The organism is Nitrospiraceae bacterium (genome assembly GCA_020632595.1).
In the GTDB taxonomy this organism is placed as follows: domain Bacteria; phylum Nitrospirota; class Nitrospiria; order Nitrospirales; family UBA8639; genus Nitrospira_E.
In genome coordinates this window covers 84,265-106,028 of the sequence record JACKFF010000011.1, presented here as the reverse complement: position 1 = coordinate 106,028, position 21,764 = coordinate 84,265, and the positions used below count along the sequence as shown (strand labels likewise).

At 54.2% G+C, this 21,764-nt stretch carries 12 protein-coding genes; 5 read left to right on the top strand and 7 right to left on the bottom strand.

Going from position 1 to position 21,764, the window contains the following annotated elements; genetic code table 11:
- Positions 1 to 155: 155 nt before the first annotated feature.
- The 4 genes from H6750_16965 to H6750_16950 form a co-directional block, all read right to left on the bottom strand.
- Positions 156 to 1,388, bottom strand: coding sequence for an HDOD domain-containing protein (locus H6750_16965; protein ID MCB9776000.1), 1,233 nt, complete (start codon positions 1,386 to 1,388; stop codon positions 156 to 158).
- A 520-nt stretch (positions 1,389 to 1,908) separates the two neighbouring features.
- Entirely contained in the window at positions 1,909 to 3,738 is a 1,830-nt protein-coding gene (locus H6750_16960) for an EAL domain-containing protein (GenBank protein ID MCB9775999.1), read from the bottom strand.
- Between the two features lie 219 nt (positions 3,739 to 3,957).
- Positions 3,958 to 6,510: a response regulator gene (locus H6750_16955; GenBank protein ID MCB9775998.1), complete on the bottom strand. Its 2,553-nt coding sequence runs from the start codon at positions 6,508 to 6,510 to the stop codon at positions 3,958 to 3,960.
- Positions 6,507 to 12,356 carry a DUF4347 domain-containing protein gene (locus tag H6750_16950; GenBank protein ID MCB9775997.1) on the bottom strand — a complete coding sequence of 1,950 codons (5,850 nt, stop codon included), beginning with the start codon at positions 12,354 to 12,356 and terminating at the stop codon, positions 6,507 to 6,509. The genes H6750_16955 and H6750_16950 overlap by 4 nt, the downstream gene beginning before the upstream one ends.
- A gap of 784 nt (positions 12,357 to 13,140) precedes the next feature.
- On the opposite strand from H6750_16950, the gene H6750_16945 reads away from it, so the two are divergent.
- From H6750_16945 to H6750_16930, 4 genes are read left to right on the top strand one after another with little or no spacing between them, the layout of a single operon-like run.
- A complete protein-coding gene (locus H6750_16945) occupies positions 13,141 to 14,880 on the top strand; it encodes a TolC family protein (GenBank protein ID MCB9775996.1) in 1,740 nt (579 codons plus the stop codon).
- Positions 14,877 to 15,734: an efflux RND transporter periplasmic adaptor subunit gene (locus H6750_16940; protein MCB9775995.1), complete on the top strand. Its 858-nt coding sequence runs from the start codon at positions 14,877 to 14,879 to the stop codon at positions 15,732 to 15,734. Before H6750_16945 ends, H6750_16940 begins: the two co-directional genes overlap by 4 nt.
- 48 nt (positions 15,735 to 15,782) lie before the next feature.
- Positions 15,783 to 17,228, top strand: coding sequence for an HlyD family efflux transporter periplasmic adaptor subunit (locus tag H6750_16935; GenBank protein ID MCB9775994.1), 1,446 nt, complete (start codon positions 15,783 to 15,785; stop codon positions 17,226 to 17,228).
- Positions 17,229 to 19,358 carry a M50 family metallopeptidase gene (locus tag H6750_16930; GenBank protein MCB9775993.1) on the top strand — a complete coding sequence of 710 codons (2,130 nt, stop codon included), beginning with the start codon at positions 17,229 to 17,231 and terminating at the stop codon, positions 19,356 to 19,358.
- A 53-nt stretch (positions 19,359 to 19,411) separates the two neighbouring features.
- Here the strand turns inward: H6750_16930 and H6750_16925 are convergent, their stop codons facing one another.
- A complete protein-coding gene (locus H6750_16925) occupies positions 19,412 to 19,810 on the bottom strand; it encodes a type II toxin-antitoxin system VapC family toxin (GenBank protein MCB9775992.1) in 399 nt (132 codons plus the stop codon).
- A complete protein-coding gene (locus tag H6750_16920) occupies positions 19,807 to 20,046 on the bottom strand; it encodes an AbrB/MazE/SpoVT family DNA-binding domain-containing protein (GenBank protein MCB9775991.1) in 240 nt (79 codons plus the stop codon). The genes H6750_16925 and H6750_16920 overlap by 4 nt, the downstream gene beginning before the upstream one ends.
- Before the next feature lie 81 nt (positions 20,047 to 20,127).
- Here H6750_16920 and H6750_16915 point away from each other — a divergent pair, with 81 nt between their 5' ends.
- Positions 20,128 to 20,541 carry a hypothetical protein gene (locus H6750_16915; protein MCB9775990.1) on the top strand — a complete coding sequence of 138 codons (414 nt, stop codon included), beginning with the start codon at positions 20,128 to 20,130 and terminating at the stop codon, positions 20,539 to 20,541.
- A 161-nt stretch (positions 20,542 to 20,702) separates the two neighbouring features.
- Here H6750_16915 and H6750_16910 read toward each other — a convergent pair whose 3' ends face one another.
- Positions 20,703 to 21,617, bottom strand: coding sequence for an AAA family ATPase (locus tag H6750_16910; protein ID MCB9775989.1), 915 nt, complete (start codon positions 21,615 to 21,617; stop codon positions 20,703 to 20,705).
- Positions 21,618 to 21,764: the final 147 nt, after the last annotated feature.

Genomic DNA, 21,764 nt, shown 5'->3' with positions numbered 1-21,764 from the left:
ACTACCCGATAGCCCTAAATCATTCTAACATGTGGATATAGGGATGCCTAATTTCTCAAAAAAAATCTGGCAGCGATTACAAGAGCGAGGGGAGTCTTAAGGGGATGGGGGCTGAAGTAAGCGAATGTGAGCAACTGGGCGGTTTTGTCAGACTGTCATGCGGGCTCCTCAATCATAGGAGAGAAGTGGTTGGCCCAATCAATGGCTTGCACATAGAAATCCCGAATTGTGCCAGGGGAGAGTTGGAGTGTTTTAAGTTGCAACCACTCCCCCTTTTCGTAGGCTTTCACGCTACGCAACGCAGTTCCCATTGTTCCCTTCTCCAGTATTAAGGCTTCAAGAATATCGTCCGGGAGCGGAAGGTTCCCCACAAGTTTTTCCATAGAAGATCCATACAAGGCTTCTAAGACTGACAGAAGGCCCATGGTGAAATACTTCTCTGGAGAATCCGCGCCAAGCTGCTGTCCCAAGCTCTCGCACATTTTCGCTCGCACCAAGGCAATCACCAGCATTTCCATCGGCTGGTCCTTTCCAATGGCCATTACAATGAGGGAGGCCCAGGTGCGTATCCGGTCGAGGCCTACCATACAGGCAGCTTGCTCAATGGATTCCACTCGCCTGGGAAGTCCGACAGAAGCCGAATTGACATATCGAAGAATCTTGTAGCTCAAAGACAAATCGTTTCGGATACACTCGACCAGACCTTCAAAGGAGATATTGGGATCCTGAATTTTTCCTAATAATTCCAGGAGGGCGACACGATTGCCTGGGATTTCGTGCCCGCGAATAATATCAGGGCGATAAAAGAAGAATCCTTGAAAATAGAAAACCCCAAGTTGTTTACAGGTCTCAAAGGCCTCCCGTGTTTCCACTTTTTCGGCGAGGAGGCGGGCGTGGTAATTCCGGAGCTGTTGGGTCTCGTGTTGTAATTGTTCGGAGCTTTTACCTAACACATCGATTTTTACGATATCGGCCAATTCCAGAAACGGTCGAAAGCGATCATGGAAGACAAAATCATCCAGGGCAATGGTATAGCCCTGCTGAGAGAGGGAGGTCATGGCTTCAATGACTTCTTGGGTGGGCTCCACCGTTTCTAATATTTCCAAGACCACGCGGTGTTTCGGGAGCGCCTCACAATGTTTATCTAATAAAAATTGTGTGGGAATATTCAAAAAAGCCAGGTGGGTTCCCACCACATGCTCCAGGCCAATATCGAGGTAGGTGTTTAAGAGGACCTGGGCTGTGGCCATTGCTTCATCAGGGATGTTCGCGGAGTTGGATTCACAGTCTCGATACAGCACCTCATAGCCGATAGTTTTCAGGTTCGGACCTAAAATGGGCTGGCGACCGACGAAGATATTTCTATAGCTGGCAATGCCGGTATTCATGGTTACAAGCGAAGATTTGGAGCTTTGATGTGTTTAGAAACGGGGGGCATGCCTATGATAATACCGATTATCTTCATCTGAGATTTTCACGCTGTTAGAGGTTTCCATTCATTATTGTCGGTCGTTTACCGGAAAGAATTGAGAAATCAAACATATGCATTAAAGTCTGCAAAAGAACCCCCAACCGGCAGAGGTTGAGCGGGATCTGGAAATTCCCGTTTTTTTATGTTCGTACTCCACGATTTTCCCAGGACTTCCCGATTGCGTCGCTCGTTGAACCCATCTGACGTTTCAGAAAGTTTTTTCAAGTATTTACAAACGCGTGTCGGGTAGGGAGATCGTGAGATGCGTAAAAATCAGCCTTTGTACAGGGATTTTTTTTGCACCCCAAGAGTGGGGAATGGGTGGGGCTTCGGTGTATGGAAAAGACGATCCGACCGGATGACAGGAGATGGCATTGGAGCGAACGGGGTCGATGTCCAGCGAACAGGCGAGATTGCGAGATCTCCAGCGAAAGAGTCTAGGCCTTTACCGAATGGCATTCCGGATGGAGCAGACTAGCCAGGGCCTCAACCCTGATAGGTCGGCTGAAGAAATAACCCTGGTAGTGGTCGCAATTCAGATTGGAGAGAAGATCAAGTTGCTCCTGATTCTCTACCCCTTCGGCGACAACCGTCAGAGAAAATTCATGCGCCAGATAAATCATGGCAGAGACCAAGGCCCGGGCTTCAGGGTTATGGGTAATATCGGTCAAAAAGGAGCGGTCGATCTTCAACTCATGAATGGGAAAACGTTTCAAATAGCTGAGAGATGAGTAGCCGGTTCCAAAATCATCCATTGAAATCTTTGGCCCCAGGGCCATCAGGTGGTTCAAGGTCTCCACGGCCTGCTCTGCGTTTCCCATTAAGAGGCTTTCCGTCAGCTCGAGTGTTAGATACTTTGCATCGATCCCCTTGCTCTGTAAAGTCTCCTTCACCAAATGCACCAGATAACCGTCATTGAATTGTTTTGCCGACACATTGACCGCCACCTGAAGCCATATGCCCTGAGCCTGCCAGCGGGCTAATTGCGCGCACGCTTCTTTGAGCACCCATTCACCCAGAGAGATGATCAGGCCGGTCTCTTCGGCTAAGGGAATGAATTGATCCGGGAAGATAAGCGTGCCGTCCGGTTTCTGCCATCGAACCAGCGCTTCGACCCCGATGATGTGACCGCTCTTTACCTCCACCTTCGGCTGATAATACAACAGCAGTTGCTCTCCCTCGATCGCATGGCGCAAGTCTGCTTCCATGCGCAGGCGCTCCAGGCTTTGAGCATTCAGTTCGCTCGAATAAAAATTGAAACCTCCTCTTCCATGCAAGTTGGCCTGGGTGCTCGCACCAACGGCGCATTGGATGAGGGCGGTCAGGTCTGTGGCATCCGCAGGAAAACTTGCAATACCAATACTCGGGGAAATGTAGACCTCGGTCCCATTGGCATTAAATGGAGATTCCATGACCTTGAGGATACGAGAAGCCAACTTGGTTGCATGTTCGGTCTGTGCCATCGTCGGGCACAATAAAGAGAATTCATCCCCATCCACGCGAAACAGGCTATCCAGCTCAGTCGAATCGGGTATTCCCCGCCCAAAGACATCCGATCGGCGCATGCAGGAACTCATCCGCTCTGCGATCTGCGTGATGAGCAGATCCGAGATTTCCGGCCCGAAGGTTGTGGAAAGGCGCTTGAACTGGTTGAGGGTAATATGGAGCAAAACCAGGTTGTCATGATGGCGTTCCGCTCGCTGGATAAACCAAGCCAATCGGTCGAGAAACAAACTCCGGTTCGGCAATTTCGTCAAGGCATCATAATAGGCAAGTTGGTTCTGATAGGCTCGGGCGGCAAGCGTATTGCGAACCCGAAGTTTTAATTCACTGGGATCGACCGGTTTGGCGAGAAAATCTGTGGCACCCCGGTCAAGAGCCTGGAGTTTGGTTTCCGCGTCTGAGGAGGAAGTCAGGATAATGACAGGAAGATGTTGTAGTTTGGGATGGTTCCTCACATGCTGCAGGATTTCGAATCCCGGGACTTTTGGCATCATCAGATCAAGTAACAGGATATCCGGTCGATGCTCTTCAATCTGCTCCATGGCCAGAGAGGAATCCTCCACGAGCACAAAATGCTGATACCCGGCATCCTCCAGATAGGCCCGCATGATCTCCATGGTCGTTTCCTCGTCGTCGACCATCATGATCGTGGCCTGAGTCAGGGAGTTTTCATCGCATCCCAATTCATTCAGAACGGGTTTCACCAAGAGCAGCCCGTCGGTATTTGATTGGAGTGCTCTCTGATCTGCCTGTTCAGTTTTCATGTCGCGATCACTTCAACGCTTAAAAAGGCCGGTGTCTCGGCCGTCAGGCCAAGGGTGTTCTTTGCCTATGCAGACTTTTCGGTCTTTCGAAAGGGAAAATAAAGTCTACCCGTCGGAAAAATCGTAAAAATGCCGGCCGACAGTGAATGGATACCATGAGGCCAAATGACATGGATTGAGCTGGAAGGTCAGCCAGGGGCAGTACCCGACGTTGAAAGTTCAGCCGGGGCCTTCTCCGGTAGACTTGCAGGCAGAGGACACTCCTACCCCCACCGGCTCTATGGTGCCTCCAGCCCCATGAGCTATTCGTGTCGCCAGAAGCTGTAGGTGGTGAAGATGCTGTTCGATGGCTGCCAGGTCGGCAGCCTTGGCTGCGGCTTCCAGTTCAGCAGCCGGCAGGTTCAACACATCAAACCCTACTGTGCCGCCCGCACCCTTCAGCCAATGAGCCAACTTGGCCAGGGCCTCCATATCCCGATTCGAATAGGCAGCATCCATCGCCTGCAGTTGTTCGCCCAGGCGACCCACAAAACGGGCAATCACGTTGGCGAATTTCGGGTTGCTTGACCCTAACTTGGAAACAATGGGTGAAGAATCCTCAATCGGTGAGGCGTGATGGTGCGAGGACTCCGGGAGGACAGCTTGCGCGGATGATTGACCGACCGGTTGACCATGGAGGAACTGAGCCAATTTAGCCAGGAACCGGTCGATGTCGATGGGTTTGGTGAGATAGTCGGAAAATCCGGCATCAAATAACTCCTGCTCGAAGCCTTTCATGGCGTTGGCGGTGAGCGCAAGAATGGGGATTTGCAGGCCTCTGTTGCGTAACGTGCGAGTGGCAGTAAGTCCGTCCATCTCGGGCATCTGCATGTCCATGAGAATGATGTCATACTCGCCGGCCGTAGCCATTTCTACTCCTATCAGACCATTCCCCGCTTCGTCGATGCTCAGACCATAACCCTCCAGGACCACCTTCACGAATTCGCGGTTTTCCGGGCCATCGTCCACGACCAGGATTCTGGCCGATGGAAAGACCCAGTTGGTATGTTCCTGCATCATGCCCGATTCGTTGGTCGCTAAGGCCTGCTCGGGTGTGACCCAGGCTACTTCCCTTGCACTGCCAGCATCCAGTGTAATCTTGAATACACTGCCGACTCCCGGCTGACTGTCCACCGTAATATCCCCACCCAGGGCGCGCGCGAACTTGCGGCTGATAGCTAATCCCAGGCCGGTTCCACCAAATTTTCGGGTCACCGACGCATCGGCCTGGACAAAATCTTCAAAAATTCGCTGAGTGGCCTCTACATTCATTCCAATACCGGTGTCTGCGACATCGATATGAAATTGGATCAGGTCCTCGGCGACCCGCTTGGCGTATGCAGTCACCGTGACCGCACCGCGCTCCGTAAATTTCACCGCGTTTCCCACCAGGTTGGTGATAATCTGGCGAATCCGGCCCGGATCGCCGATAATGGTCTCCGGGACGTCATCCGGTATCTTGAGCTCGAGTTCGATGCCCTTCTCGTGAGCCCGCACACCCAGAACCCTGACGACATCCATAATCACAAGGTAGGGATTGAATCGTACCCGTTCGATCTCCAGGCGCCCCGACTCGACCTTCGAGAGATCCAGAATATCGTTAATGAGGTCAAGCAAATGTTTGCCACTGGAATGGATGATCTCGAGGTGTTTACGCGTCTCAACCGAGTCACGTCCGTACCCGCGTTTAATCAGTTCGGTGAAACCCAGGATGGCATTCATCGGCGTGCGGATTTCATGACTCATGTTGGCCAGGAAGGCGCTCTTGGCTTGATTGGCCGCCACGGCCTCCTCTTTGGACTTCAGTAGCTCGATTTCCGCTTCTTCCAATTGGGTGACGTCGTCAAAGCTGACCAGGACCCCGACATTTTTGGCTCCGCTGCCAAGGATAGGGGAGCAGTTAATCATGAACGTCAGCCGTCTGCCGTCGGGCAGAGTCAATCGGACGCGTTCGTTCTTTTGCGCCTCTCCCGAATTCAATGCGATATGCCAGGGGTGTGTCCCCGGTGCCAACGGATGGCCTTCGATGTCCGACCAGGGAAACGCCCCGACTGCCTGTCCCAAGAGTGCTTCAGGCATCTTGGTTAACAACGTGGCAAAGGCCCGATTCGCCAGCATGATTTGCCCTTTGTTGTCGAGCACTAGGAGCCCTTCTGCCATCGTATCCAGAGCGGATCGCACACGTTCAGGAACAGCCTGTGAGGGATCGAGTTGCTTCAACATTTTTCCCAAATACAGATAAAATCCGATGAAACACATCAGACCTACAAATAGCAGGAGTTGTGGCTGTGGGCCCATGATAAACCCGATCCAGCCTTCGTCAATTAACGGTGTAAATCGTAGTTCGACCTGGCCCCATTTGTCTTCCCCTTCCCAGATAGCGACCGTCACCTGGGTATTAGACGAATAGTCCGAATGGTGGTCCTGCCAATGGTTCTTATGGTCACCTATTGTGACAAGCCAATCACCCGATTCAGTTCGCAATCCGGCAGACAACAGGTCTGGGTTACGGTCCACGACTAACTGTAAAATCCCCTCCAGGCGGTCAACATCATCCTGGGTAATCAGGATCGTGCTATTGGCCGCAATGGATTCGGCCAGAGCCGCGCGTCCCTGGCGAACCGCTCCGGTTCGGTCCGGCATCAGACCAAACAAGCTTGCTGCCAGCAACACACTGATAAGGAGACTGACCTGGCCGAAAGCCAGACGAGATTTTGTCGAAAGAATGTTCATCCCTTATTCCAATGGAACCACCGGGCTCGAAGGGCCTTAGCGGCGGCCCCGGTCTTCTCCTCACCCATCTCGGCAGATGCGGCGGGTTTCTCAAACAGGGACTCCACCGAATCGCCGTCCACGCCTTTCTGCCCCTGTTGTCGTTTCTTCTTCCCGGCGGCATCCAGCACCAACAGGGGATTCACAAACTGCCAGGCCGGCACCGACGAAAGCAGGGCCGTCAATAGCACCCCGCTACGCAGGAGCCAGACGACATAGCCGATCGACAATCCGGTGGAGACCGCAATGCTGGAGGCCAAATAGGTTTGTTCCGTGTCCGCGACCTCCTGAACATTGTCGCGGACGCGATCCAGATCCTGAAGAAATCTCGACTTCGTCAATAAAGACCGGATTTCATCCTTGAAGCCTGTGATATCAAGGGGCTTCCTGAGCACGCTCCACATGTCACTCACTATCCCCACGAGACCCGTGCGTGCTCCATCCTCTTGCTTAGCGGGCAATTCGTGTCGTCCCGGCGAATTCTCCGTCACGGAATTTTTGGCGCCAGTGATGGTGGAGCCCTGGCCGCCGTCAGGGATATTCCCTGGCGAGCCGGGATCAAGACTGCCCCCATTGCCCGGCGCCTGGTCCTCCGTAGTGTCTTCCCCGGCCTCTCTCGGGGGGGGATCGGATGAGGGCGCAGGGTCCGGTGGCGGGGGAATAAAAATTTGGGGCGGGACATTGGCTTGGGTCACCGTGACGGCGATGGCCTGCGTATCGACGGCTGTGCCATCGGAGACCTGGACGATCACGTCATAGATGTTATCGGCCCCGACATCGCCAGGTGCCTGGAAATCCGGAGCGGTGATGAATGTCAGGACCCCGGTCGCAGGATCGATGGTGAATAACGCCGCATCGACACCGCCCACAATGCTGTAGGTCAGAGGATTGTTCTCTGCATCTGTGGCATGCACATCCGTCACCGCCGCAGTGCCGGTAGTCACGGAAATATTGGCGGTGGCACTTCCTCCATCGGAGGTGATGACGGGGGCATCGTTGACCGGGGTCACGGTCACGTCCACTCTGATGGGATTTGATGTGGCGCCGGAGACATCCCGGATCGTATAGGTGAAACTATCAGAGAGGGTTTCGGAGCCATTATGAGTATAATCCACCGTCCCATCGGGATTAATGCTCGTGATGGTGCCATTGGCGGGGCCGGAGACAATCGTGATGCTGGTCAGATCCAACGCGTCATCCGGGTCGGTATCATTGTTGGAAAGATTCAGCGTGTTCGTGGATCCCTCGTTGACGGTGAAGCTGTCGGCTATTGCTGTGGGGGGATCGTTGACCGGGGTCACGGTCACGTCCACCGTGACCGTATTAGAGATGAGCCCGGAAAGATCCCGGATCGTATAGGTGAAACTATCAGAGAGGGTTTCGGAGCCGTTATGAGTATAATCCACCGTCCCATCGGGATTGATGCTCGTGATGGTGCCATTGGTGGGGCCAGAGACAATGGTGATGCTGGTCAGATCCAACCCGTCATCGGGATCGCTATCATTGTTGGAAAGGTTCAGCCGGATGGTCGACCCTTCGTTGACGATAAAACCGTCCCCCACGGCTACCGGGGGATCATTGACGGGATCGACGTTGATGGTCGTTCGTGCGGCGGCACTATCTGCCGTGCCGTCGTTGACATAGACGTCGATTAACCGGTTTCCATCGGTGGGAGCGTTCGTATCCGTGTGCTGGTACTGAATCGCCTGGATCAAAGTCTCCGTCTCGGCCTCGGTAAATGTCCCGCCTCCTTGTTTGGTAATGGTGACAGTGGCTGTTCCGGCCCCGGTGGCGAGCATCACATGATAGTTTCCGCCGGTGGTGTCCTGTCCGGCCACGGCGGTCGCCAGAGTAAAGGTGTCGCCGTCGAGCACGAGCGTCTCGGCATTGCCGTCCAGCAGACCGCTCACGCCCAGTTTCACATAGGCGAAGGTGGTATTGTCCGGATCGACCACATCCGTGTCGCTGTCGGCGATGCCAATCAGTCCGCCGCCTTCAGTAAATGTAAGGGTATAGTCGTTCCCCGTGGCCCCGGAACTGTCGTTTACATCCAAATCGAGGGTTGGTGGGTCATTGACCGCATTGATGGTGACGGTGATGGATCCCGTATTGGTCATCGCGCCACCGCTGCCTTGTCCGCCCGCGTTGCCGTCGTCGATCGTGAAGTCGATCTGGACGTTGGCGGGCGGCGTATTGCTGCTATTGGCATAGGCAATTTGTTGCAGCGTGCTATTCACGAGTGCGGTCGTGGCATTGCCGTTGAAGGTCAAGACCAGCGTGCCGGCGCTGTTGGTGGTGACGGTGCCGATGGTCGTGCCGCCAACAACCAGGCTACCGCTTTCGGTCAAGGCATTGAGAGTACCGGTATTGGCGAACATATCGTCGCCGTTAGCACCTCCGTTCCGGGCTAAGGTGAGTGTGGCGCCGTTGTAATCATTGGCGGCATCCAGTTCAGCGTCGGTGATCGTGGCATTACTGTCGAGCACCACCGGCGCACCGCCTTCCGTAAAGATAGGCGTGTTGTCCAGACCACTGAAGACCGGCTGATCATTGGCAGGATCCACGTTGATGGTCGTGCGGGCTGCCGCACTGTCCGTGGTGCCGTCGTTCACCCTTATCTCGATCAGCCGGTTCCCGTCGGTGGGAGCGTCCGTATTCGTGTGCTGGTATTGAATGGACTTGATGAGCGTTTCTACCTCCGCTTCGCTAAAGGTGCCGCCGCCCTGCTTAATGATGCTGACGATCGCCGTACCGGCGGCCGTGGACACGCGGACATGGTAGTTGCCGCCGGTAGTGTCCTGGCCTGGCGCGTCGGTAGCCAGGGCAAAGGTATCGCCGTCGAGGATTAAGACTTCCGCATTGCCGTCCAGCAGGCCGCTGACGGACAGGGTCACGTAGGCGAACGTTGTGCTGTCCCCATCCGCCAGATCGGTATCGCTGTCGGCAATGGCCGTGGGGCCGTCGTCCTCGGTAAAGGTGAAGGCATAATCATTGTCCGAAGCTCCACTGCTGTTATTCACATCAAGGTCCAGCGTTGGGGCGGCTGTACTTCCGTATTGGCGGGCAAAAATATCGGTTTGGGCGCCGTCGCTGCCGGTCCACACGGCCACGAAGTTGTCCCGGTCCAGCATGGCTACCGAGGCACGGTCCTGGGTGTTGGCGGTGGTTTGATTGATTAAAAATTCGAATCCGATTTTTTGACCGCCGGCGTTGAACTTTTGACCGAAGACCCCCGAACCGTCACCCTGTCCCGGCTGGTTGCCGGTGCCCTCCCAGACGACGATGAATTCACCGAGATCGTCCATGGTGATCGAGGGATTGGTTTGGGTGCTCAAGAGTGTCGTGGTGTTGACAGTTTTCGGGAGGAAGAGCGAGTTGCCCGTTGCATCGAATTGCCTGACGTAGACATCCACATCCAGAACGGTAGCGTGATAGGCTACCGTGAACCGGCCGTCGCCATTCATATCCACCGCCGTCCCGCCGGCGCTGGCCTGTAAGATCACGTCAACCTGACCGCTGTTTTGGGGAACGCCCGCGTTGTTGTAGAGTTGAAAGAACACGTCCGACCCGTTATCCCACACGACGACGAAGTTTCCCGAATCGTCAATCCCCACAGACGGGTCCTTCGCGGCAGCGGCGGTGTTGACGGTGATGTCGCTGCCGACCAACCCACCGCTAAAGGTGCCCTGTCGCACAAAGATCCCCTCGTTGCCGCCGCCATCGCCTTCCCAGGCGATTACGAATTCGCCGTTACCGTTCATGTTGACGGACGGGTTTTGTTGAGTGTTAGCAGTGCCGGTGTTGACCATTACGTCCCCGGCGTCGACGGCGGTGCCGTTGGCCAGGAAGCGACGCATGAACACATCGTTTCCTTGCGTCCAGGTGATCACGAAATTCCCGCTGTCGTCTACGGCCACATCTGTCCAATTGTTGGTCCCACCACCAATATTGACTTGAAATTGTGCGACCTTCTGATTGCCGCTGGCGTCAAAGACTTTGGCATACACTTTGTCGTTAGACGTGCCGTTCGTCCACACCACCACATAGTCACCGTTCGGGGCGATATCCACCGCCCGCTCGGCCCCGCGCAGCGGGCCGCTCGTCATTTCGTTGTCTCCGGAAGGAGCGTTGACCATGAATTCATTCTTGGAAACAAAAGCGGAGGACTTATATTCGTACGTGCCGATATCCGGTGCGGCATCACGGGTCAATCCCCGTTGATCGACGGCAGGTGCGCCGGATGTCGTGCCCGCGTTGAGGGCTGGGCTGCCCGCCAGGAGTGCATGGGTCCAGGTCGGCCCCCCGTTGTCTGCCAGACCGCCCAACATGGGGTCCTGGCCGTCCAACGGATCTCCCAATCCCGCCGTGCCATCGCTATCGATATTGGTCCCACCCGAGATTAACGTGCCATAACTGTTGGGTGACCCGGGATTATGGAGAATCGAATTGGTGAGGGTGATCTCCATGCCGTCCTTGTCATACACGCCTCCGCCAATGGGTGCTGTGTTGAAGGCAATGGTTGAATTCATGATCGTGATCGGATTTTCTGTCCAGATCCCGCCTCCTTCGTTGACCGCAGTATTGCCACTGATTGTGACGTTGGTCAGAGAACCCCCATCGGCTCCATGAAAATAAATCCCGGCGCCCTTATCGGCCAAATTATTATCAATGAGGACCCGGTTGAGATTCAGCGTGCCATGCACGTGAAAAGCGCCGCCGTCGCCACCCGTGCCGTCGTTATTCGTTAACCTGGCATCGCTGAGATTCAAAATGCTGGAGCCATCGACCAACACTCCGGCCCCATTGCCGCTTTCCCGTCCATTTTGAATGGTCAGTCCGCTCATTGTGACCGTAATGCTGCCCTTGGTTTCAAATACCCGTTCATTCGCGTTGCCATCGATGATGGTGGTATCCGCGCCGGCTCCGGTGATGATCACACTGTCATCAATATCCAGCTTTCCTGTGGTCAAGACATACGTGCCGATCGGCACGATGATGGTGTCGGTTCCGGGTGCAGCGTTGGCGTCGGTGATGGCCTGTCGGAGTGACCCCGCTCCGGCGTCATTGGTATTGGTCACGGTAAAAGTGGCCAACACGCCCTCCCAGGCTTCCTGGGTGGCTTCGCCAATGGCGACCGACGTTTCAATGAACCCGGTTGCTACTTCCAATTTCCAGTTGGCATATTCGCTGACGTGCCCGGTCCGGTCCGTGCTCGCGGCAATATCAGCCCCTGTCAGTTCGGCTAGGGTTTGGATCGCCGAGAAACCGGCCTGACCGCGTCCAAAACTACAACCATAGATCAACAGATCGGCGTCCGCAGACAAACTCTGTCCGATCTGACTCAACAGCGCCGCATAGTGATTGCTGATCGAATCGTTGGTGAGAAAGGCCGTGCCCAAATGCAGTTCCGCTTCGGTGCCTTCCCCGATGAGATGAATGGCGTCGATACCGCTCCGGCCCTTGAGCACCTCGGCAATTTGTTCAATGCCGTCCCGCCCCGCATCCAGAAGAATGACTTCCGCGCTTGGATGGATACCGTTCATGAGGGTCTGATAATCCTCAACCCACGTATCGATGAAGACCATTTCCCGATGATCGGATGGAGTAGGGGCGGCAAGTAACAAACTGTTGGCCCAATCGGCTTCATGGGCACTGGCCATGGGTTCACCGGAATTATTTGCCGCATCGGTATTGGTTCCCGGCATAGATTGATCCTGGGAGGTCTGGTCCTGGGCCACTTCCGCCCCGGTAACGAGGGCCGCCCCATCAAAGAGGATTCTGGGTTCGAGTGCTAACAGAGTTTTCATTGCAATGCGATTCCTCGTGTCAGTGAGTCGTGGCGCAGACGTTTTTTCTTCCAGGTATTTCAACTGATTGGGGTGATTCACCTGACTTCACGAACCTATCTTGATGACGCGATTCTTTCTTCGGTGGTTCACCAGCAGCCATGATCTTCATTAATTTCTCATGGCACATCTGACATCTTGTTGTTTCATTTGACGCATTCCCACGGTATGAGCTACCTCCTTATTCGGTCACCAGCTTTGTTTACTGGAAGAAATAAATACGGAAAAATTTTCCTATCTGGATTTTTAAAAGTTTGATGGGGAGAACGGGTTCGGGAACGAGAGGCGGTCGGGCGATAAATTAGTCATTGACAATAAAATCCGGTGGATCTGGTTCATAAGGATAATGAAGACAAGACTTAAGGGAAAAATGAGGTGGATGTGAAAAATATTTTTGGGGTTGCCATGACGGTCAACATATGATGGTGAAGGAAGTTGAGAGAAGTTGTTGTGTCTTGCTTCATGCCTGGGCAGGAAAGGAACAAATAAAAAATGCCCCCTAGCTAATTTTGACATAAGAAAAACCGAAAAACAGAACTGGAAAGCTGCAAATGGAGCCATTCGGTTTGTATTGTGAATAGAAACGGTCCAAGGGCCCGGAAGGATAGACAGACTTGATTGGCGGAAGATTCGACATGCCGATCAGCGCAGTCCTTCAGGTGGTGACGATCCGCAGGCAAGTGCCTGGGGGCATGAGATCCGTGCACAAATAAATTGGATCGACTGGATCCTGCATTCTTTAACTATGGCAGTACACGTTCAAAAATTTCTGATCGGTGTGGTGGTAACGGGATTGGCCCTGCTGGACTCGGGCTGTGCCGTTATGCCCACTCCACTCTCGCAGGACGAAATTCAACAGCGGGTCCAAGAGGACCTGGCTCAACTCACGCACTATCAGGAGCCCGTGGCTCGCCCCATCACGCTGTATGAAGCGATGGCGCGGGCGTTGAAATATAATTTGGAAACGCGGGTGCAGGGATTAAAGGAAATGGTCGCGCATCGCCAACTGGATCTGGCGCATTACGATATGCTGCCAAATGTGGTGGCGAATGCGGCCTATAATGGACGCAGCAACTTTGCGGGAGCGAGCAGCCAGTCGTTAGAAACCGGCCAACAATCCCTCGTGTCCTCCACGTCTTCTGATAAGAATATTTATACGGCCAATTTAGCCTTAAGCTGGGATGTGCTGGATTTCGGACTGTCCTATGTCCGGGCCGAGCAAGCGGCTAACGACGTGCTCATTGCGGAAGAAGATAAACGTCGCGTTGCCAATCGGGTTATTCAGGATGTCCGTTCAGCTTTTTGGAAGGCCGTGGGAGCGGAACGGGCGTTGGGTCGCCTGGCGTTTCTTCAGGATTGGGTGACGCAAGCGCTGGGTGAAGCCCACCAGATCCGGGAACGGGCCCTGGCAGATCCACTCTCTTCACTACAATATGAACGGGAACTCCTGAGCGCGCAACGGGAAATTCAACAGCTGTATCAGGAATTATCACTATCCAGAATTCACCTTGCCGAACTCATGAACCTGGATCCCGGTGAGCCCTATGAATTGGCGGTGCCGGAACATCCACCCCTCGTATCGAAGGTTTCCGAGAAGCTGGAAGATTTGGAATACCGGGCACTCATGAATCGTCCCGAACTGCGAAAGGTCGACTACCAAAAACGTATAAACGCCAAAGAAACCAAAGCCGCCATTCTGGAATTGCTCCCCAACCTTAATGTGTATATGGGGGGCAATTACGATAGCAACAACTTTCTGTTTCATAATAATTGGCTGAATTACGGAGCCAAAATCAGCTGGAATCTGTTGAATGTCTTCCGGCACCCCGTCCGCTTGCAGGTCATTGACGCTCAGGAGAAAGTATTGGACATGCAAAGCCTGGCGTTGACGATGGCTCTGATGAGTCAGGTCCATGTGTCGGTGGCGCAATATCATGCGGCCATGAAGGATGCGGCCACGGGGAAGCGCTACCTCGAGACCCAAATGGCTATTGCCGAACAGGTCCAGCGTGCCTGGTCTCTGAACCGGCTCAGTGAGCATCTGGTCATCCGGGAAAAAATGCAAGGCCTCGTCGCTGAATTACGGTATGAATCGGCACTGGCCAAATTGGAAATGGCCTATGCCAATGTGTTAGCAGCGATCGGAGAAGACCCCTTCCCCACGGACATCACGGGAGACGGGGTCGAAGAACTGGCCGTGGCCTTGCAGGAACGTTGGGAATGGCTTGAACGCCCCGAGGTTTTCGCGCAGGTTCATCCAACTGACGCTCAAACTCAATCGCCAACCACTCAATCCCAAGGGGCCGAGCCTCAACCCCAAAAGACTGTCAGTCAATCCCAAGAGGCCGTCGCGCTACCTCAAGAACCTGAGGCTCAACACCATGAAACTGAGGCGCAACCACAGGGGGAAGAGCCTCAATCCCAAGAGACTGTCGCGCAATCCCAAAAAACAACCACTCAACCCCAAGAGAGAGCGAATCCATGATACATCGACATCTTATCCCTATTCTGTGTTTGGTGCTGAGTCTGATCATGCTGCCTTCCGGCGTCAGTCTGGCGAAAGGGGGAGCACGCAGCAGTGTGCCCTCCTCGGATCTCCAGACGATTCGGGGCATCGTGAAACCTGTCGTGGAAGCGGTGCTTGCCAGTGAAATTCAGGCGTTAGTGAAGCGGATACCGTTTCGAGACGGGGACGCATTTAATAAGGGCGACATCCTTGTTGAATTTGAATGTGCCAAATACCGGGCGGAATTATCAGCCGCCCAAGCGGATTTGGATGCAAGGCAAAAGACCGTCATCAATAACGAGGAGCTGGCCGCTCTTCACGGGATTGGCCGGTTGGAAGTGGACATCTCCCAGGCCGAATTAAAAAAGGCCCAGGCGGTTCTCACCAGAGCACAAGTGATTGTTCAGGGTTGCCGGATTCCAGCCCCTTTTGCCGGACATGTGGTCAAGGCGTTGGTGCACCCCTATGAAAGTGTGAATCCGTACGATGATCTGGTGAGTATTGTCAGTAATCAGGATCTGGATATTGAATTGATTCTTCCGTCGTCTTCGCTGCGGTGGATCGCCAAGAACAGTCCGTTTTCGTTTAGTATCGATGAGACTCAAAAGGACTATTCGGCGGAAGTGGTGGTCATTGGTCCACGTGTTGATCCTGTGAGTCAAACCATTCGGGTCTTTGGCCGATTTCACAAACATCCCACAGGTGTCCTAGCCGGTATGAGTGGAAGCGCAAAATTTCCGGAAGGCACGTTTCCCACTCAATCAACATTTTCGCCGAGCACGAAGCCTGCAGCCTCACCGACGTCCAAGAGTCAACAGACTGCCAAACATTAACTCCTTTCCGGATCGACCTCTCTGTTGATCCAAAGGAGGGAAACGAGCATGGTGCACACAGCAACTCAGACAGAGTCCCCTTCGCGAGGGACTGGGAAGGACTTTAGGCCCTCTTCCGGTCTGTCCGGTGGCCCTTCCATCACGTCCGGGGTCAAAACGGAAAAAGATTCAAGTATCTTACTGGCGCTGCTTCAACTGGAAAGTCAGGTTCGCAAGGCCCAAACGGTGAAAGAACTCTGTTTTCTTCTGGCCAATGAGACCCGGCGTCTCGTGGACTTTCGACAAGCCTGTATTTTTTCTATCACGCCGAAGGGACGGATGCGGGGCAGGGTGGAAGCGGTGTCCAGTGTGGCCGTGGTTGACCGCAATGCGCCGATGATCACATGGATTGAAGGCGTCATTTCAGAATTATGGGAACAAGGCAGCCTCAAGGATTTCGGTCCTCTCTCCTCCACGCATTGTTCGACAGAACTCCAACGTGATTGGAAGTCCTTTGCGTTTCCGCATGTCCTCTGGTGTCCATTGATCCGCGCGGATCAGCAGGTGATTGGTGGCCTGTGGTTGACCAGGGAGATACCCTGGCAAGACGGGGAAGTGCAATTGGTCCGGCGGTTTGCCGAAACGGTGGCTCATGCCTGGCAGGCACTCGGGGGCACGAAACGGAGAGTAAAAAACTGGAAGGTGTTCAAGAACTGGCTATGGGGAGTGCTGGTGGTCGTGATGGCCGCCATGTGGCTGCCCGTGCGATTGTCCACACTGGCTCCTGTGGAAGTGGTGCCGCGGGATCCGTCGGTGGTGACGGCCCCATTGGATGGAGTGGTGGGAGAAATCCTTGTCCACCCGAATACCCTGGTTCAGACGGGGCAAACACTTTTTCGCTATGAGGACACCACATTCCGGAATCAATTTGAAGTGGCGGAAAAGAATCTGTCCGTTACCTGGATGGAGTATCGCAAAGTGTCGCAAGGTGCCTTTGTCGACCATGACACCGGTGCGGGCATGCCCGTGCAAGCCTCGGAAGTCCGGCTGAAAGAAGCCGAACGGGATTACGCCTGGGACATGTTACAGCAAGTAGAGGTCAAAGCTCCCCGGGCGGGCATCGTGATTTTCACAGATAAATCCGAATGGATCGGCAAGCCGGTGGTAGTGGGCGAACGTATTATGGAAGTGGCCGATCCCCGGGAGTTTGAATTGAAAATTGATCTACCGGTGGAAGACGCGATCGTGTTACGGGAAGGGGCCGAGGTTGAGGTGTTTTTGAATGCCAATCCCTTACGAGCCATTCCTGGCCGATTAATCCATGCGAGTTACCATGCGAGTATTCTCCCGACCAATGTCCTGGCCTATCGGGTGGAAGCCGAGTTCATGGACCCGCCTGAGGATATTCGAATCGGCTGGCAAGGCACCGCCAAAATCTATGGGGAACCGGTCACGCTCTTTTTCCATCTCTTCCGGCGCCCCCTCGGAGTTCTTCGACAAACCCTAGGTTTCTAAATGGGTCAGCCAAAGCCTCAAGAAGACGTCCCCCTTCCACCCTTGCGCGAAGATCTTCAGATTCTGCCCGGTACCCCGACGCCCGATGGCGTCCCCACCTGGACGATCGTGGACACGGTTCGAAATCAATTTTTCCAAATTGAATGGGCCGCGTTCCAACTGCTTTCCCATTGGCAGGCGGGAACCGCCGAGGGACTGGTGGATCTGGTGACCCGAACCACCTCGGCCAAGGTCTCAACCGGGAATGTGCTGGAGTTGATCCAGTTTCTCTATCGGAACAATTTAACCCGGGATTCCTTAGCCGGTGGAAGTCAGGGGTTCCTCGGGCAGGCTGAACAGGCAAAACAACATTGGCTGCTGAGAGTGCTCCACAACTATTTATTTTTCAGAATTCCCTTATGTAATCCCGACCGGTTCTTACGAGCAACGCTTCCGTTCGTTACTCCGCTGTTTAGTCGCTGGGCCTTATGGTGCGTGATCATCCTGGGTGTGATTGGGTGTATGGGAGTCGTGCGGCAGTGGGCATCGTTTGCCAATGTCTTTTTATACTTTTTTACGTTTCAAGGGATGACTGGTTATATCATCGGGTTGATGGCCATTAAGATCTTGCATGAACTGGGGCATGCCTATACCGCCGTTCGATACGGGTGCCGGGTTCCCACGATGGGCCTCGGGTTCCTCATTATGGTGCCTGTCCTCTATACCGACACGACCGACTCCTGGCGGCTCACGGTCCGGAAGCAACGCGCGGCCATTGCCGCTGCGGGAATGATGGTGGAACTCAGTGTGGCGATGCTCGCGACTTTTTTGTGGAATTTCTGCCCTGAGGGCATTGTCAAAAGCATGCTCTTTGTGTTGGCGACCACCAGTTGGGTCACGGGGCTGTTGATCAATTTGAATCCGCTGCTCCGTTTTGACGGCTACTACGTCCTCTCCGATTGGCTGGGTGTCCCGAATTTGCAATCACGGGCCTTCGGGTTTGGTCGTTGGAAATTACGGGAATGGCTGTTTGCCTGGGGAGATGTTCCTCCGGAACAGATGCCCCCGCAACGGCAATCGGTGCTGATCGCCTATGCGTGGGCGGTGTGGGTCTACCGGGCCGTTGTGTTCGTCGGCATTGCGGTCCTGGTGTATTACTTTTTTTTCAAGGTTTTGGGCGTCATCCTCTTTCTCGTGGAAATCGGCTGGTTTTTGGCATGGCCGGTCTATGAGGAACTGCAGGTCTGGTGGACACGTCGGGCGGCCGTGACCCGATCCTGGCGGGGGCGGGGAATCGGAATCGCACTGACGGGGTGTCTGCTCATGAGCGTGATGCCCTTGGATACGACAGTGGAGATTCCTGCGATTCTAGAAGCTCCGGAACGCACGACTCTGTTTCCACCGGCTCCGGCAATGGTGGTGGAGGTGTTGGTGGAGGAGGGGGAGCGGGTCGAACCCGGGCAGACACTGGTAATTTTACAGTCGCCGCAGGTGGAACATCAGATTGACATTATCGGACATCGCATTGCGGCATTAGAATTGCGCGCGGAACGGGAAGTCGCCTATCAGGATGATCGCGATGATCATCTGGTGATTCGGGAGACGCTGGTGGGCGAGCGAAAGGCGTTGGCCGGTCTGGTTACGCTCCGGGAGCAATTAATCTTGCGTGCTCCGTTCTCCGGCGTGGTCACGGATCTGGCGTCTTCACTTCATCCAGGTTTGTGGGTGAATACCGACGTAGCGATGGCCCATGTGATTGGGGAACATCCATCGGTGATGCTGGCCCTCGCCACGGAAAAAGAAAAAGCCCGGCTTTCGGTGGGAAATACAGGATGGTTTTATCCGGACGACCCCACGCGACAGGCCCGACAAGGACAGCTTCGGGACCTTCGTCATGTGGACGAATCCGAAATGGCGTTACCGTATTTAGCCTCCACCTATTCCGGAGGTGTGCCCGTGCGCCAGGATGCGCGGGGCAGATTGATTCCCGAGCATTCCGTGTATCGGGTGGAGCTAAATGTGACGGACACGGATCCCTCCTGGAATCAAGTGGTGCGAGGGGTGGTCCATGTGAAGGGCAATGGGCAAAGTGTGATGGGGCACCTCTGGGCAGAAGCGGCCTCCATTCTCATTCGGGAAAGCGGAGCCTGATTCTTAGAAGGAAACGTGGGGGGGATGCGCTGCTTGAGCGGCCTTTTCTTCGGCTACGGCAACAAGGAAAATCCTGGAGACTTCCCTGCCTCACGATCAAACGTCACGGTCGTGGTGCAATCATGACCACCATTAACTCGGCTCAATAAATGGTCGGCAAAATCGGCACGGCTCTTTCGGTAATCGTCCAAAGCCTGCCAGACCACCTGAGGATCTTCAACTCGTAATTGGGCGACACGCAATACTTGTTCGATGGTCTTTACGAGAGTCTCTTTTGTCTGGCGGTAACAGCCCTCAAGAACCCAAAGCGTTTCACACAACACCAAGTGGTTTAAAAAACCGGGTTTTTCCTGAGAGCATTGCTTCTCAATAAGTTGCGTTGCAGCTTTGGATTGGGCGGGATCGTCTTGGACGAGATAGCGGACGAGCACATTCGTATCGAGGCCTATCATGGTTGGCTCCCTCGCTGCTTGATGGCAGCTCGCATGGCTTCAAGGGTGACCGGTTGTTTTGGCTTGGGAATCAGACCTTTTAAAATTGTGACATCCGAGGTCACCGGCCAAACGGTAATCCGCCCATCAGTCCCCACAAGAAACTCCACCCGATCTCCGGGTTGTAGTTTTAATTGTTCTCGGATTTTCTTAGGAAGGGTAATTTGTCCTTTGCTGGTTAATGTGGCAACGGGCATGGCATCCTCCTTTCATTTAAATTAAATCCTTACTATAGAGTAAGGATTTCTGTCAACTGTATTTATGTGTGTAGACTTCTGATGCCCGACACCCTCTTAGAGCCACGGATCCTGTTTGATGGAGCCGCCCTCGCCACGGAAAAGGGAAAAGCCCGGCTTTCGGTGGGGAATACAGGATGGTTTTATCCGGACGACCCCACGCGACAGGCCCGACAAGGACAGCTTCGGGACCTTCGTCATGTGGACGAATCGGAAATGGCGTTACCGTATTTAGCCTCCACCTATTCCGGAAGTGTGCCCGTGCGCCAGGATGCGCGGGGCAGATTGATTCCCGAGTATTCCGTGTATCGGGTGGAGCTAAATGTGACGGACACGGATCCCTCCTGGAATCAAGTGGTGCGAGGGGTGGTCCATGTGAAGGGCAATGGGCAAAGTGTGATGGGGCATCTCCGGGCACGAGCGGCCTCTTTTCTCATTCGGAAAAGCGGAGCCTGATTGTGAGATGGTAACGTGGAGTTGGAGAGGCGCGCTCACGTAGGCGGGATGGTCTTTGATATGAGAGAGGGGACTCGTCAATTTGTAGATGACATGAGGCAGGAGTGGCAGATGTGTGAAGGCATCTTCTTCAGAACGTTCCCTGGAAACGAGAGGAGAGATTACCAGACACCACGGTCGCGACGGTTGCCTTTCCGGCGGTCCCGGCCACGTCGGTCTCGTTTGGGATCCGGACCGTCTCCGGAAAAGTAGCCGAGCAGATGTTCGCTCAATTTGGCAAACTGTATGGCAAGGACGCTTTCGGGGTTGAAGCAGACGATCGGCAATTTTTTCAGGCCGGCGGTATAACATAACTCCGGGGCCGTGGGAATAACGACAGGGATGTCATAGCCGACTTCTTTCTGGATACCCTGCAGCCCGTCAGCTAATGGAATACCCGAGCGATTCACAAGAGTGACAAACACGGGAGCTTCGCAGTGGCTTCGGATAAACGCTAATTGGTTTTTCGCTAAATTCATCCCAATGGCATCGCTCTCCATCACAAGATCAAGGATCTGACATTGACCGAGAAAACACATGGATGGAAAAGAGAGTTCCAAAGGAAAATCAAGTATCAGATAGTCTGCGAGTCCTTTGAGTTCCCGGAATAACACTGTCAGGAATTCCGTGGAGATTTGAGCCCCCACTTCTTGATCCCAGGTGGATACACAGAGGACTTGCAGTCCTGTCGAATGTTGCATGAGCAGTTGGCTCACAACCGCTTCATTCATGTCTGTTACCGTTGTCGATGTATGGCGCAAAGGCGATTGGGGTGGCATGTGAAGGAGCCATGCGGCAGTTCCTAAATGGGGGCTCAGCTCGACAAAAATGACGCGATGGCCTCCATGAACAAGGGTCATGGCGACATTGAGTGCCACCGTGGTCGTTCCGACTCCTCCCTTGGCACCGGCAAAGCCAATGACATGGCAGGGTGATGGGGCCTTGCTTGTATCGGCCGTATCGACGCCGGCCGCGTGTAGGATAGTTTCCTGTCCTTTCAATCGCTGAAGCGCTTGTACGGTTTTTTGAATCTCCATCCCCTCTTCCCTCTCTCTGTTAGGTGTCGGAATGTCTGTGGTTTGTCGCCCGGTCCATGTGTCCCTTGTGGCTTGGTGTTGGGGTGAGCTGTCTGAACCTATTCTCCGGTGAAGTGAGAGTGTGCCTGTGTATCGGAAAAACCGTTA

Bases quoted from the DNA above. Each gene is read 5' to 3' on its own strand.
- H6750_16965 (MCB9776000.1), bottom strand. From the start codon at position 1,388: ATGAATACCGGCATTGCCAGCTATAGAAATATCTTCGTCGGTCGCCAG.
- H6750_16950 (MCB9775997.1), bottom strand. From the start codon at position 12,356: ATGAAAACTCTGTTAGCACTCGAACCCAGAATCCTCTTTGATGGGGCG.
- H6750_16920 (MCB9775991.1), bottom strand. From the start codon at position 20,046: ATGCCCGTTGCCACATTAACCAGCAAAGGACAAATTACCCTTCCTAAG.
- H6750_16925 (MCB9775992.1), bottom strand. From the start codon at position 19,810: ATGATAGGCCTCGATACGAATGTGCTCGTCCGCTATCTCGTCCAAGAC.
- H6750_16955 (MCB9775998.1), bottom strand. From the start codon at position 6,510: ATGAACATTCTTTCGACAAAATCTCGTCTGGCTTTCGGCCAGGTCAGT.
- H6750_16960 (MCB9775999.1), bottom strand. From the start codon at position 3,738: ATGAAAACTGAACAGGCAGATCAGAGAGCACTCCAATCAAATACCGAC.
- H6750_16940 (MCB9775995.1), top strand. From the start codon at position 14,877: ATGATACATCGACATCTTATCCCTATTCTGTGTTTGGTGCTGAGTCTG.
- H6750_16930 (MCB9775993.1), top strand. From the start codon at position 17,229: ATGGGTCAGCCAAAGCCTCAAGAAGACGTCCCCCTTCCACCCTTGCGC.
- H6750_16935 (MCB9775994.1), top strand. From the start codon at position 15,783: ATGGTGCACACAGCAACTCAGACAGAGTCCCCTTCGCGAGGGACTGGG.
- H6750_16945 (MCB9775996.1), top strand. From the start codon at position 13,141: ATGGCAGTACACGTTCAAAAATTTCTGATCGGTGTGGTGGTAACGGGA.
- H6750_16915 (MCB9775990.1), top strand. From the start codon at position 20,128: ATGCCCGACACCCTCTTAGAGCCACGGATCCTGTTTGATGGAGCCGCC.
- H6750_16910 (MCB9775989.1), bottom strand. From the start codon at position 21,617: ATGGAGATTCAAAAAACCGTACAAGCGCTTCAGCGATTGAAAGGACAG.